Here is a 15,261-nt window from a genome sequence, read left to right on the forward strand (position 1 = left end):
ATTAGTATTTACATAAAACAAAAATGGCAGATTATTTATCTGCCATTTTTGTTCCGTATTTATATCGCCGTAACTCTCACTTCGATATTTCCTTTTGTTGCTTTAGAGTAAGGACAGGTTTTGTGAGCCTTATCTGCAATTTTTTGAGCTTCTTCGGTGGTAATGCCAGGTATATGAACATCCAATTCTGCTGATAAACCATACACGTTTCCATCCTTATTAAAAGAAACCTGAACGTTAACAGTTGCTTCGCTAGTATCAACACCTTCACGTTCGGCAATAGAACCTAATGCGCCTAAATAGCATGATCCCCATGCTGCTGCAAATAATTGCTCAGGATTTGACGCACCACCTTGACCGCCCATTTCTTTTGGTTTTCTTAATTCCAAATCCAAAATTCCATCATTCGACTTTACATGTCCGTCTCTTCCGCCGGTGGCTGTTACTTCAGCCGTATATAATTTTTCCATAATACAGTTTTAATAAAGGATAACAAACAATGAAATGCATTGTTTTATTTAAAATATATCCCTAAAACGGTTAAATTTCGTGTAAAAATCTCCTTTTTCGTTTGTAATTCGAGATTGCAATTTTTCTACTCAATTCAATAAAAACCAGCTCGTTGCTTATCAAGTTTAAAACAATATATATTCCTAAAAGGAGTAATTCATGTAAATTACTTGTTCTAAGCATACTAAGATTGATATTCATAATTCATTAAGATCTAATTTTGGGTAACCAAATTGATAAATCTATAAATCTCCCTATAGTGAACTTCAAAATTTTGTTGATGCTAATTGTGGCTTGGATTGCCGCAACATCAAATTTGAGAGGGCAACAATGCCCGGAAAATATTGATTTTGAAAATGGCAATTTCAAGAATTGGAAAATATACACTGGCTTAGTTACCGAAATATCTCTTGATTTAGCACCAGTCTCTGCCGAAATTTTTGGCCGCCACACCATCATTAGTGATAAAAATGCAATCGACTTGTATGGCCAATTTTCTATAATTCCAAAAAATAGTGGTGGAAACGTTGTAAAATTAGGTAATGATGGCACAGGTGGACAAGCAGATGCAATATCATATTTAATAAATGTACCAACAAATAAACCTGAGTATTCAATAACTTACCAATATGCGGTTGTATTAGAAGACCCTATGCATGTTACACCAGAGCAGCCTAGGTTCATTGTTAGGGTAAGGGATGTTTTAACAAATGAATATCTTCCTTGCGCCTCATTTCAATACATTGCAACATCAGATTTACCTGGTTTTAAAAAATCGCCAACAGATCCAATCGTGATATATAAGGATTGGTCGGCAGTTACTTTAAATTTATCAGGCTATCAAGGCAAACAGTTAGAATTAGAATTCATTACGACAGACTGTACTCTGGGTGGTCATTTTGGATATGCATACGTAGATGTTAGCGGTATATGTGGCGACATGATTTTAGGGGCTACTTATTGCAAAAGTTCTGAACAGATAGCAATTTTAGGGCCTAGCGGTTATAAAAGTTACACCTGGTATAATGAAGATAGAACTATAAACTATGGTAGCGGCCAATCGCTAACGATAAAACCTACTCCAGCTGAGGGAAGTAAACTCCTTTTAGATTTAGTACCTTATACAGGTTTTGGATGCTCAAATACTGTTGTAACGGTAATAAAAAGTGTAGATTATAAACTCGAATTGCCACCAAAATTTACTGTTTGTGAAGGCACTGTTATCGATCCTTCAGCAGAAGAATTCATATTAAACCGGCATCCTGATTTTACCTATTATGTTTATGAAGATAAAGATCTAACAATTCCTGTAAATGGCCCATTCTCCGTAACTCAAAATAAAACATATTATGTGCAGGCTACCAACAATAGAGGTTGTGTAAGTGTAGCATCAATCGATATTTCGCTCTATCCTTTAGCGAATGTAAAAATTAATCATCCGCCAAAAGTTTGTTATACTGAAACTGTTGATATAACAAAAAACGAATTATATAGTGGTGATTATACAAATACTAACAGAAGTTACTATACTAATGCCGAAGCAACAAACGTACTGCAAAACCCAACTGCAGTAAATTTGAGTGGTAAATATTACGTTAAATTCCTTTCAGATTTAGGTTGTGTTAAAATACTTCCAATTGATGTAACGATAAGTGAGCGGCCGGTATTAAAAATTATAAATCCGGCTTTAGTTTGCTATCCATCTACTGTTGATATAACAGATGTTAAGCTCTATGCAGGAAGTGATTCTGATTTAAAGCTAAGTTACTACCTGGATGAATCATTATCGCAAGAAATTATCAATCCAAAAGCTATTTCAACAGCAGGTACATATTACATTAAAGCCATTAACAACTTTGGCTGCATAGAAAAGGGTAGGATTAGGGTCGATTTTAATGAACAACCTATGCTATCCGTAAAAAATCCCGATACTGTTTGTTATCCATCAACTGTTGATATAACTAATGCTCAATTATATCAGGGTACAACTCATGCCGTTAAGTTTGAATATTTTAAGGATAGTAATTTGTCGAACAAACTAAATCAGCCATGGCAAGTAACACAAAGTGGAACCTATTATGTAAAAATCACAAATGAAAACGGTTGTTCAGTTTCTGATAAGATAATTGTTTCAATCAATAATATGCCAACTATTGTTTTAAATAAACCTAAACCAATTTTTGACAATGCTTACATCGATTTAACTAATCCAGAAATTACCAAAGGCAGTAAAGATTTTGTGAAAATAAAATATTACGAAAATGAATCTTTAACCACACCAGTCCTTCAGCCAGAAAAAGTTAACAAAGCCGGAACCTATTATATTATGTTGGAAAATGAAAACAGCTGTAGTGTTTCTGCAGCGCTAACGTTAAATATTTTATCCTCTCCAAAAATTTTGGTACCAACAGCATTTACGCCGCAAAAAAGCACAAATAACAGGTTGTACCCTTTTTTTACAAGCATTCAAAAACTGGGCTCGTTTAAAGTTTACAATAAGTGGGGTTTATTAGTTTATCAAACTAATGATATGTCTACAGATGGTTGGGACGGTCAGGTTAAATCTCGTATGCAGCCTTTAGAAACTTATTCCTGGTTTGCGGATGGAGTAGATGTGTTAGGCAACAAATTTCAAACTAAAGGGAAAACAGTATTAATATTATAGGTAATGTGCAAAATTATAATCACCCTATTTTTGTGCTTTATTACAGTTTATAGTTCGGCGCAAGATCCAAGGTTTTCGCAATATTTTGCGGCGCCTTTGGCACTAAATCCGGCATTTACGGGTTATTTTGATGGAATTTATAGAGTTGCCTTGAATACAAGAAGGCAATGGGGAAACCTTGGCGACCCTTATAACACCCACAGCATTTCGGGCGATTTAAAATTAATTGCTGATGAGAATTTCGCCGATAGTTATTTTAGTGTTGGTTTAAGTGGCTTGTTTGATGAATCTTTTAACAAAGCACTAAAATCTCAATACTTAAGTGCAAGCTTTTCTTATTATCAATATTTAGATGTTAACCATCGGTTTAAGTTTGGTTTGGCGCCACAAGTTTCTCATGTTTCAAGATATCTGGATCAAACCAAACTAACCTTTGCAACGCAATTTACAGGATACGATTTTGATACTTCAATGCCAAATTACCTCGATTTGGAGAATGATAGAATATCTTATTTCGATGTAAGCATAGGCGTAAATTTTTCTGCTCAATTTGAAAGTTTTAGTGTGGTTGGAGGTTATGCACATTACCATTTAACCGAACCAAACGAATCTTTCTTAGGGGCAAATAAAACCCCACTAAAAGCCCGGCGAAACATCAATTTTGGTTTATTGTATCCAATTAATAACTATGTAGATTTAAACTTAAGTGCGATTTATAACTTTCAAGGTACTGTAAATGATAGGATTGTTGGTGCTGTTGTTGGCATACAACCCAATGAAGATTCGAAAATTAAAATTAATGCCGGACTTTGGCATAACATAAACGAATCTTCGTTCTATCCGTATTTAGGACTGGTTTATGGAAATCTTAGTGCTGGCTTAAATTACACCTTACACGCTAACAAAATCATAAATACTTTGCCCCGTACTTATGAGATATCTCTTATTTACCGTCATAATAATTTTAAAGGATTTAAAGTACCGTGCCCAAGATTTTAAGAAATGAAATCAACCATCTTATTACTATTTTTAGTGGTAGCCACTAAAATTTCATTTGCTCAAAACGCAAAAAAGAACATCGATTATCAATACCATCGCGATGGTAAAATTTATTATGCCTATGAAATTTATAAAAATCCGGCTTCTGCCGAAACCATATTTTACCTTAATTTTTCGGCGAGCAAAACTTTTAATAAGATTGAAAAAATTTATTTAAAAGAAGGAAAAGTAACGGAGAAACTGAAATTTAAAATGAATGATATAACAATTAAAAACGATAATAAAGAACTTAAATTTTATGCTATAATATTAAACTCATCCGATATAAATAAAGAGAACATTAGCTGTAATCCAAAAATAATATTTAAGCTTGATGATGAGTCGGTTTACGAATTGCCATTTCAAAAATGTGTGATAGTGGAGCAGTTAGCTAAGCCTTAAATTTTAATTTTTACAGATAATTTGTAAACATCATAGGCAACTTTTTGAACTGAATCGAATTGTTCGGGAATTAAATCTTCGCCGGTTACAACTTTTAAAGAGGAATCACTCAATCTAACTAAAGGAACATTATCAATAGTAGATTGTCTTTTCTCCAGATTTTCGATCGAGGTATCTAACAAATAAATGGTGTTATTCGCAATTGGTTTAAGTGAATCGAAATTTTGTGTCTGAAAATCGTGCTCCTTATTATATAGTGATAGTGTTGCCGTATAAGATGAAATTAAATGATTTAAAGCGGTAAACTGATGTACTTCTTTTATAAATAATTGCTTGCTTTTAGGCTCAGAAAACATCCTTTGAAATAACGATGCGAGGTTCGCCGTACTAACATACAATTCCTTTCTGGCAAGTTTATATTCTGTTCGGTTATAGGTTTTTTCAAAATATAGCTTTACAACTTGCTCAAAATAAGCCTTATTGGCTTTTAGCATGTCAAGCATCGCTTCTTTTAACTTTTCGTGTTCCCAAGTTGGGAAAAGAGAATAACTAGCTAAAAGTGCAATCCCCGAGCCAATAAATGTATCGTAAATTCTTTCTCTAGCTAACGCGATAGAACCCATGCCCAAAAAATCGAAAAGTATCAGTATGTACGGCGTCATAAACAAAACGCTGACTACATAATTTTTCCGCTGAAAACTATAACAGCCAATCATACAAATTAAAAGGATGGCAAATAACGTGTTTTTATCGTGAATATAACTCACAACCGCCATACCAATAAAGGCACCAATGGTTGTACCAATTAATCGCTGATAATTCCTTTGTTTAGTTAGGCTGAAGCCCGGTTTGGATATCACCAGAATGGTTAATAAAATCCAATAACTGTGCGAAAAATTTAATATTTGCGAAACTATAAAACCTAATAACATTACAACCGTAACCCTTAAAGAGTGCCTGAATGTTGAGGAGCTGTAAGTTAAATTTTCTGTAAAGAGATTAAAATCAAATTTTTGTCGGGTGATAAATTTTTCAGCATCAACCTCTGCCTTTCGTATTTCGTTACTGTTTCTAAGTTTAAAATAGCTGTTAATGGTTTTTACACGACCTAAAATATTTTCGATATTAACTTCGATGTTTTTTAACGCAATGATGCCTGAGGTGCTAAATTTTTGTTCAGTATTGTTGCGTTCTAAATCATTAATCTTAATTTTTAAGCGCTCAATCTCTATCAGCAACCGTTTAGAAATTTTTGGCTTCCCACCACTTTTCAAAGCAAAGGCAATATCATCTAAAGCATAAGAAATCCTTTTAATTGCCATTTCATAGTCTGATAAAATTCCGGCAGAATCAAATTGCTCATGTAGTTGCTTGTAATTATAATAGGTAGACATTACCTGCTCGAACAAATCGACCATATCTACAAAAACCAACATTAAAAAACGACCTTCAGGTGTAGAATCTCTTATAATTTCCCTCGTTCTAAAAAGCATTTCCCTTACCGCATCTTGCTTTTCGTGTACAGAAACCTGCAACTGCAATAAATCAGCATAAGTTTTGTCATAATTGTTGTTTCGGTGATAGAACTTTGCTTTCTCCCTTAAAAATTCGGCAACCTCAAAAATTGAATCACTTAGCGATTGCTGTACCAGCCTAAAAGGACGTAACCTATAAACAAAATAACTTAAGGCGGTGTACCAAATACTTCCGGCTAAAATCATCAATCCGTGAGTTAAAACATCTTGCCAAGGCCTAATGTCATCAATACTTAAAACCATGATGAGTAGGGTAGCTGTACCAATTGATGCTGCTCTTACACCATAAATGTAGAACATACTAAAAATGAAACTGGAAATGGTTAAAAGAAAGCCTATGAAGAAATGGTTTCTATTCGTTAATCCTGTTAAAATGGAGAATACAAAAATTAAAAGAGTAGTGATGAGCATGGCATTTCTTCGATGCACCATTGGTCCAGGGCTATCTACAACGCTTACACACAATGCACCTAAAGAAAGGGTCATTCCGTATTTTAGCATTCCAAATTGAGCCAGAATTAATGAAGGCAGTAAAACACCGATAGTTATGCGCAACCCATCTGCAAAATATGTGCTTAATAAAAAATCTTGAACACTTCTAACGGGTTGTCTTATCTCCATGTGTACAAAAATAACATATTAGGTCTGCTTTTGTTGATGGATTTTTTAGAAGATTTTTATTTTTAAGCAGATTTTAAAGGTAATTCTAAAACAAATTTCTAAAATTTTGTTAATAAGCTGATAATCAGTTAATGTTAATAAAATTGAATAAATCTATTTTTTGGACTGATGTTTATAGTTTGGCAAAAAAAATAATGTTAAGAAGTCTCATTTTCAGGTTAATAACTTTGTTTATAAAATATTTATCTAAACTATTGACAAGCGTACATTTATGTGCTAAATTAGTTTATATCAAATACGGAGTAATTGAAAGTTTGAAAAAGAGAAATCCAACAGAAAGATTAACCTAAAGGACAGTTTTTCCGGATGAATCTAAAAAAGGATATGATGATTTCTAATGGGTTAAACCAGTAGAAAATGAATAGAAATCGAAAGATGGACATTTCAAATCAGAATACTTAACAAGCATTATTGAAGATAGTATTGTTCTATGGAATACGGCTATCGGAAATAATTTCTAAACGAGTTACAAAAGTTTGCAAAAGCCAAGTAAAAACGAAGAAATTCAATTACAATTATTAGATACCTGACAAACAATTACGGTTGTTATTAGGGTTAAACGGGGAACAGAATCGAAAGAAGACGGTCCCCGTTTTTTTTTGTGCTTTTTAATAACACATCTTTCAACCGTTGCGCCTAAAATATTAAATTTACAGAATGGCTAAGAAAAGTAAATCAGATACAAGTTCAAAAAAGATTTTCGTTTTAGATACTTCTGTTATTCTGTACGATCATGATGCAATAAACAATTTTAAAGAACATGATGTAGCCATACCAATTCAGGTTTTAGAAGAACTAGATAATTTTAAAAGCGGCAATGAAACCAGAAATTTTGAAGCCAGAAGTTTTATTAGGCTTATTGATTTAGCTGCCGAGCAAAAATTGATTAGCAACTGGGTTCCGTTACAAAAAGCCAATTCGGGCATGTTTAAGGTTGTTATGAGTGAAAAACCGAAGCATGTAAATGCCGAAGATGTTTTTGGAAAAGGTAAAAATGACAACAAAATTTTAAATGCGGCACTTATCCTCAAAGAAGAATATCCGGCTAAAAAAGTTGTTTTGGTTTCAAAAGATATTTGCTTACGCCTAAAGGCCAAAGCCCTTGATATTAATGCAGAAGATTACGAAACCGGAAAAATTAAAAATGCAGATCAACTTTATGCCGGAAAAACGGAACTGAATAACATTCAGGAGCATATTATTGATACATTAAAAAAAAAGGAAAATGTAGAACTTGCCGATTTGGAGCTTCCTGTAGAAACTGGAAATCACTTTTATATCCTTAAAAACAAAAGAAAATCGGTACATATTTTTTATAATCATCACCTAAAAAAAATAAGTCCTGTTGTTTCAGAAGCTATTTTTAAAATTAAGCCCAAAAACCCAGAACAAGCTTTTGCTATTCACGCTTTATTAAATCCGGATATTAAAATTGTAAGTATTCAGGGTAATGCAGGTACAGGCAAAACCCTGCTGGCGCTCGCTAGTGCATTAGAGCAACGTAGAGATTTCAGGCAAATTTACGTAACCCGACCAATTGTTTCACTCAGCAATAAAGATATTGGTTTTCTTCCTGGTGATGCAAAATCTAAAACAGATCCTTTTATGGCGCCAATTTGGGATAATCTTCGTTTTATAAAGGAGCAGTTTAATGGCGATGAAAAAATGATTGCTAAAATTGATGAGCTGATTACAACGGAGAAAATTGCGATTGCTCCACTTGCATTTATAAGAGGAAGAACGCTTACTAAAATATTTTTTATTGTGGATGAAGCCCAAAATTTAACGCCTCACGAAATAAAAACCATCATATCCAGAGCAGGTGAACATACTAAAATTGTTTTCACAGGCGATATTTATCAAATCGACACACCTTATCTCGATTCGGAAAGCAATGGATTAAGTTATTTAATAGAGAATGCAAAGAATCATCCGCTTTATGCGCACATAACTTTGCAAAAAGGGGAGCGGAGCGAGCTGGCTAATTTAGCAAACGAGCTTCTTTAAAGTGATATTTTTAGTGATATAAAGCTTCCTACTAATTAGTTAATGATATTTTTTCAAACTCCTTAAACAAATAAATAAGCCTATCAATGTTAAAAAAGCGCTTAATATGAATGGTGCACCTGGAAAATAGATTGATGTACTATCATCAATAAAATAAGCAAATATATGTGTCATCGCCCAGGGTGCAAATATTGCAGCTAAGCTTTGTAAGCCTGTTAATACACCTTGCATTTCACCTTGTGCATTTGATGGCACTTGGTTTGAAATTAATCCTTGCATGGCTGGTCCGCCAATTCCTGCCAAACCATACGGCAACATAAAGGCGAACATCATCCATCCTTTGGTTGCAAAAGCAAAGGCCGTAAAACCGATTACATATAGAATCAATCCAAAATAAACAGCCCGTTTTTCGCCAATTTTCGGAAGTATGATTCTTATTAAACCGCCTTGTACAATTCCGATTACCAATCCAACAAAACCCAAAGAGTAACCCACCCAGGCTGCATCCCAATTAAATTTTTCCATGGTGTAGAATGTCCAGTTTGATTGTACGGAATGGCTGGAAAAGTACAGTAAAAATAATGTTGCCATTAAACCCATCAATGCGGGGTATTTACCAATGCTTAATAATGAGCCAACCGGGTTAGCTCTTTTCCATTCAAATGCCCTGCGTTTTTCAACCGATAAAGATTCTGGCAAAATAAAATATCCATAAAGCCAGTTAATTAATGAAAGTCCGGCAGCTATCATAAAAGGAACTCGTGTACCAAAATGGCTAAAAGCACCACCTAATACCGGACCAAGAATGAAGCCAACACCAAATGCAGCACCAACCAAACCAAAGTTTTGAGCTCTTTTTTCAGGAGCAGATATATCTGCAATGTAAGCCTGGGCAGTTGTGAAGCTGGCCCCTGTAATGCCTGCAATTATTCTACCTATAAATAACCAAATTATTGATGGCGCAAAAGCCAGGAATATATAATCAACCCCTAATCCAAATAAAGAACAAAGTAAAACCGGCCGACGACCATATCTATCGCTTAAAGCACCAATTATTGGTGAAAAAATAAATTGAACAGAGGCATAAGCTAATGTTAGCCAGCCACCATATTCGGCTGCTAATCCAAAGCCACCACCCGTAAAATCCTGAATAAGTTTTGGTAAAACTGGTATAATAATTCCAAATCCGGTAAAGTCTATTAGCAGGGTTATCATTATAAAACCCATTGCCGATTTTTTTGTGCTCGCCATCAAAGCAAAAATATATATAATGATTAAATAACAGAAGATTATTCCATTTATAACTAAACACATAAATTGCGCTGAATAAACTGAAAGTTGCCTAGGGGCTTTAGAACATACCCAAAGGGTCAAAACTTTTCCACAATGCCTTATTTCGGCATAATTTTTTTAAATTCGCAAGGTTATAATAATACCTTTTTGAAATATCGTTTTAACAGCGAGAATAATAATTTATGGCAGAAGATTTAGAAAATCAACAAAACGACAAAATCATCCAAATTAATATAGAGGAGCAGATGAAATCGGCCTACATTGACTACTCAATGTCGGTAATTGTATCAAGGGCTTTGCCTGATGTACGCGATGGATTAAAACCGGTTCACCGTCGTGTTTTATATGGCATGCTTGATCTTGGTGTAACAAGTAATAAACCTCACAAAAAATCGGCCCGTATTGTAGGGGAGGTTTTAGGTAAATATCACCCACATGGTGATGCTTCCGTTTATTTTACAATGGTGCGTATGGCTCAGGATTGGAGCTTACGTTACCCAATGGTAGATGGACAAGGAAACTTTGGCCACATTGACGGCGACTCGCCGGCTGCAATGCGTTATACTGAGGCTCGTTTCTCTAAAATTGCAGAAGAAATGCTTGCCGATATCAATAAAGATACGGTAGATTTTCAGTTAAACTTTGATGATACATTACAGGAACCAACGGTTTTACCTGCTAAAATTCCTAACCTTTTAGTTAACGGTTCTAGTGGTATTGCGGTAGGTATGGCAACAAATATGGCGCCACATAACCTAACCGAATGTATTGATGGTATTGTAAATTATATTGATAATAGAGAAATCACTATCGAGGAATTGATGAAGTTTGTAAAAGCTCCCGATTTTCCTACTGGTGGTATTATTTATGGATATACTGGTGTTAAAGAAGCTTTCGAAACTGGGCGGGGCCGTATTGTAATGCGTGCTAAAGCAGAAATCGAAAACCTTAAAGACCGTGAAGTAATCATTGTTACAGAAATCCCTTACCAGGTTAATAAAGCACAAATGATTGAGCGTACTGCTGAATTAGTTGGCGAGAAAAAACTTGAAGGTATTTCTAACATTAAAGATGAATCTAACAAAGATGGTATCCGTATCGTTTACGAAATTAAAAGGGATGCAAATGCCTCTATCGTTTTAAACAACTTATATAAATACACAGCTTTACAAACATCTTTCAGTGTAAATAATATTGCATTGGTAAAAGGTCGTCCGCAAATGTTAAATCTTAAAGATTTGATTGTACATTTTGTAGATCACCGTCATGATGTTGTGATTCGTAGAACGAAATACGAATTAGCAGAAGCTGAAAAACGTGCACACATTTTAGAAGGGTATTTAATCGCTTTAGATCATTTAGATGAGGTAATTAAATTAATTCGTGCATCAGAAACTCCTGAAGAAGCCCGTGTTGGTTTAATGGAGAAATTTGGTTTAAGCGATATTCAGGCTCGTGCAATCCTTGATATGACTTTGCGTCGTTTAACAGGACTAGAGCGTGATAAAATTAAAGAAGAGTATGCTGAATTAATGAAAACCATCGAAAATTTGAAATCTGTCTTAGCAGATGAAGGTTTGCGCATGCAGATTATCAAAGATGAACTGGAAGAAATTAAGCAAAAATTCGGCGATGAACGTAAAACAACCATAGTTCATTCTGCTGAAGATATGAGCATGGAAGATTTCATAGATGATGAAGAAGTTGTAATCACTATTTCTCACGAGGGTTATGTAAAACGTACACCAGCAACAGAATTTAGAGCACAGGGTAGAGGTGGTAAAGGTTCTAAAGGCAGTACATCAAGAAATGAAGATTTTATTGAGCACATGCTGGTTGCAACCAACCATAATTATATGTTATTCTTTACCGAAGCGGGAAGATGTTTCTGGTTAAGGGTTTATGAAATTCCGGAAGGTTCTCGTACAAGTAAGGGCAGGGCCATCCAAAACATCATCAATATACCAAAAGAAGAAAAAATTAAGGCATATATTAAAGTTAAGAATCTAAAAGATCAGGAATATTTAGAGAATAACTTTATCATAATGTGTACTAAACAAGGTACAATAAAGAAAACTTCTCTTGAGGCATATTCTCGTCCGCGTGTAAATGGTATTAATGCAATTAATATTAACGAAGGTGATGTTTTATTAGAAGCTTGTTTAACAAATGGCGAAAGCGAAATTGTTATGGCTTTACGCTCTGGAAGGGCAATCCGCTTTAATGAGAAAACTGTTCGTCCGATGGGTAGAACTGCAACCGGAGTACGCGGCGTAAGATTAGCTCATGATAAAGATGAAGTTGTTGGCATGATTGCTGTAAACAATTCTGAAGTAACTGTGTTAGTAGTTTCAGAAAAAGGATACGGAAAACGTACAGATATCGAAGATTACCGTGTAACCAACCGTGGGGGTAAAGGTGTAAAAACCATTAACGTAACGGAAAAAACCGGACAATTAGTTTCGATAAAAGACGTTACAGATAGCGAAGATTTAATGATTATCAACCGTTCTGGCATTGTAATTAGAATACCGGTTTCGGCTTTAAGAGTGATGGGACGTGCAACTCAAGGTGTTCGTTTAATATCTTTAAAAGGTGATGATGAAATTGCTTCGGTAACCAAAATAGACCACGAGGATGATGAGGAAGAAGTAGACTTAGAAAATATTGTTGTTGATGGCGAAGAATTAGAAGCCGATAACACAACAGAAACAGAGGAAACTGAAGAGGAGAGTGGCTCGGAAGATGAAGATGAAAAAGAAGAAAATTAAACTAATTAAATAAGAATAGAATAGTTGTTTTATGAAAAGAATAGTTTTAAGTAGCATTTTAGTTGGCGTTGCTAGTTTAGCATTTGCCCAAAAAAGCGAAGTTAGTGCCGCAAAAAATGCATGGGGTGTATTCCAGATTACTGGACAAACTGCATCAACACCATTAGCTAAAAAGTTAGAATCTTTATCTGCAGGCTTAGCTCACACAGATAAAGCAATAGCTGATGAAAAATCTAAAGTAATGCCAGAAGCCTGGACCTATCGTGCTTTGTTCGCCTCATCGGCAGCTTTGCTTGATACCACCAATGCACAAAATGCTGATGCTCAGTTAAAAATTGCTACTGATGCAGTTGCACAGGCAAAAACATTAGATACGAAAGGTGCAGAAAAAGATAACATTACAATTGCTGAAACTAATATTGCAAATGCAATTAGAAATGCTGGTGTAATGGCTTACAACAAAAAAGATTACAAAACTGCTTACGATAAATTTGTTCAGGCAACTGTAATTAATCCTGCAGATACCGCCATGTATTTAAATGCTGGTGTTGCTGCAAGAAATTTAAATGATTACCCAAATACCATTAAACAGTTTAAAAAGGTAATCTCTTTAAATTCGCCACAGGCTAAAGATTTGTATTCTGAATTAATTAATATGTCTTTATCTCAACAGAAAGATACAACAGCTGCGATAGCATTAATTCAAGAGGCAACAGCTAAATATCCTGAGGAAACAAATTTTATTAAATCAGAAACTCAGATTTATATTGATAGAGGTGATGTTGCAAAATCTGAACAAATGTTAAACACTTTAGCTACAAAAGAGCCAAATAATGCAGCATATCAGGTTTTATTGGGTAATATTTATTTCTCTCAGGCATTAAAATTACAAGATGCTAGAAATAAAATTGATGCTAAAAAAGTTAAAGAGTTTAATGATGTAACTACGAAAATGAATGGTTTATTAGAAAAATCGTTACCATTTTACAAGAAGGCATTGGATATAGATGCTAAAAATGTAGGTGCTTTAGAAACTTTGAAAACAATTTATGCTTTCAAAAATGATACAAAAAACTACGAGGATGTTAAAAAACGTTTGGATGCACTTCCAAAACAATAATATTTAGCAATGTAAAAAAAGAGCTTCGAAATTTCGAGGCTCTTTTTTTTATGTCTATTTTTACGCTTTAACATTTCAATATTCTATGCTAAAATACTCAGGTTTACTATTCGGAACGCTAATTACGCTATCAATTAATACAATGGCACAAAAAAGCCAAATGCTAATCGCCAGAAATTCGGTTGGTAAACTTCAAGCTTCTTTTGCCGGTAAAGATGATGCTAAAAAGCAACTGGGTATAATTACTGAAGGATTAAAATCTATAGAATCAGCAGAAAAAGATAGTAAGACTAAAAACTGGCCTGAAACCTTTGCTATAAAATCATACTTAACATCTTATGCAGCAATTATTGATACCGATGCCGCTGCATCTGATAAGTATTTCGACGCTGCAGTTGAAGCAGTAAAAAAAGCTAAAAGCCTGGAGAAATATGAGGATCCGGCAGGTTTAATTAAAGCATCTGAACATAATATTTTAATTAAAAAGCAGGATAGGGGCAATCTATCTTATTTTAATAATGATTTTAAGGAAGCGCTTGAAGATTTAAGAGAGGTTAGCGATAAATTTCCGGCTGATACTACATTAGCCTTAAATACAGCTATTTGCGCTCAAAACGTTCAACTTTATGATGAATCATTGAAATATTTTAAGAGAGCGAAGGAGGACAGTATTAAAAACCCGGCAGTTTTTCAAAAAATGTCTCAGCTTTATGTAGCTAAATATGATAACGAGGCTGCTATAAAAGTTTTAGAAGATGGTTTGAAACTAAATCCTTATAATCATTCCTTAACCAACGATTACATTAATCTTTTGTTAGATAACGAGAATTACACAAAAGCATCATCATTAATTGAAAGCAATTTAAAAGTTGAAAAAGGAAATAAATTATTGTTTTTCTTATACGGCTATCTACAGCAAGTTAGTGGCAATAATCCAACAGCAATTTTAGCTTATAATAAAGCACTCGAAACCGACCAAAACTATTTTGATGCACTTTATCAGTTAGGCTTAGCATACATTAATACTGCAAATGAAGCTTTGAAGAAAGCAGATGCTGATAAGAAAAACCAATATGGCTCGCTAATTAATAAAGCGCAGTTTGCTTTACTTAGAGCAAATGAAATCAATCCAAACGACAAGAAAGCTGTACAGCTGCTTATGGAAATTTACACCAGAAAAAATGCACAAGATAAAGTGCAGGATTTACAACGTAGATTACAGGAACTTTAAAATATTAT

At 34.3% G+C, this 15,261-nt stretch carries 10 protein-coding genes; 7 read left to right on the top strand and 3 right to left on the bottom strand.

Features of this window, described 5'->3' with window-relative positions:
• Positions 1-59 precede the first annotated feature (59 nt).
• Entirely contained in the window at positions 60-470 is a 411-nt protein-coding gene (locus LUA90_RS16845; RefSeq protein WP_231459612.1) for an organic hydroperoxide resistance protein, read from the bottom strand.
• A 299-nt stretch (positions 471-769) separates the two neighbouring features.
• Between LUA90_RS16845 and LUA90_RS16850 the strand changes: the two genes are divergently transcribed.
• Genes LUA90_RS16850 through LUA90_RS16860 form a run of 3 tightly spaced genes read left to right on the top strand, consistent with a single transcriptional unit; the run spans position 770 to position 4,615 of the window.
• Positions 770-3,175: a gliding motility-associated C-terminal domain-containing protein gene (locus LUA90_RS16850; RefSeq protein WP_231491818.1), complete on the top strand. Its 2,406-nt coding sequence runs from the start codon at positions 770-772 to the stop codon at positions 3,173-3,175.
• Between the two features lie 3 nt (positions 3,176-3,178).
• On the top strand, positions 3,179-4,174 hold the full coding sequence (locus LUA90_RS16855) for a PorP/SprF family type IX secretion system membrane protein (RefSeq protein WP_231491820.1): 996 nt from the start codon (positions 3,179-3,181) through the stop codon (positions 4,172-4,174).
• A gap of 3 nt (positions 4,175-4,177) precedes the next feature.
• Positions 4,178-4,615 carry a hypothetical protein gene (locus LUA90_RS16860; RefSeq protein WP_231459609.1) on the top strand — a complete coding sequence of 146 codons (438 nt, stop codon included), beginning with the start codon at positions 4,178-4,180 and terminating at the stop codon, positions 4,613-4,615.
• Here the strand turns inward: LUA90_RS16860 and LUA90_RS16865 are convergent.
• Entirely contained in the window at positions 4,612-6,771 is a 2,160-nt protein-coding gene (locus LUA90_RS16865; RefSeq protein ID WP_231459608.1) for an FUSC family membrane protein, read from the bottom strand. The genes LUA90_RS16860 and LUA90_RS16865 overlap by 4 nt on opposite strands.
• Positions 6,772-7,488: 717 nt before the next feature.
• Between LUA90_RS16865 and LUA90_RS16870 the strand changes: the two genes are divergently transcribed.
• Positions 7,489-8,838: a PhoH family protein gene (locus LUA90_RS16870; protein ID WP_231459607.1), complete on the top strand. Its 1,350-nt coding sequence runs from the start codon at positions 7,489-7,491 to the stop codon at positions 8,836-8,838.
• A 39-nt stretch (positions 8,839-8,877) separates the two neighbouring features.
• On the opposite strand, the gene LUA90_RS16875 is transcribed toward LUA90_RS16870, so the two are convergent.
• On the bottom strand, positions 8,878-10,089 hold the full coding sequence (locus LUA90_RS16875) for a TCR/Tet family MFS transporter (protein ID WP_231459606.1): 1,212 nt from the start codon (positions 10,087-10,089) through the stop codon (positions 8,878-8,880).
• Positions 10,090-10,313: 224 nt separating this feature from the next.
• On the opposite strand from LUA90_RS16875, the gene gyrA reads away from it, so the two are divergent.
• The 3 genes from gyrA to LUA90_RS16890 all read left to right on the top strand — a co-directional run bounded on the left by gyrA (position 10,314) and on the right by LUA90_RS16890 (position 15,253).
• Positions 10,314-12,902, top strand: a complete 2,589-nt coding sequence (gyrA, locus tag LUA90_RS16880) for a DNA gyrase subunit A (RefSeq protein WP_231491822.1) — start codon at positions 10,314-10,316, stop codon at positions 12,900-12,902.
• 31 nt (positions 12,903-12,933) lie between these two features.
• Complete coding sequence (locus tag LUA90_RS16885) at positions 12,934-14,022, top strand: tetratricopeptide repeat protein (protein ID WP_231459604.1); 1,089 nt, start codon at positions 12,934-12,936, stop codon at positions 14,020-14,022.
• A gap of 85 nt (positions 14,023-14,107) precedes the next feature.
• Positions 14,108-15,253, top strand: coding sequence for a lipopolysaccharide assembly protein LapB (locus LUA90_RS16890; RefSeq protein ID WP_231491823.1), 1,146 nt, complete (start codon positions 14,108-14,110; stop codon positions 15,251-15,253).
• Positions 15,254-15,261 lie beyond the last annotated feature (8 nt).

It is taken from the genome of Pedobacter sp. Leaf170 (assembly GCF_920984665.1).
Classification (GTDB): domain Bacteria; phylum Bacteroidota; class Bacteroidia; order Sphingobacteriales; family Sphingobacteriaceae; genus Pedobacter.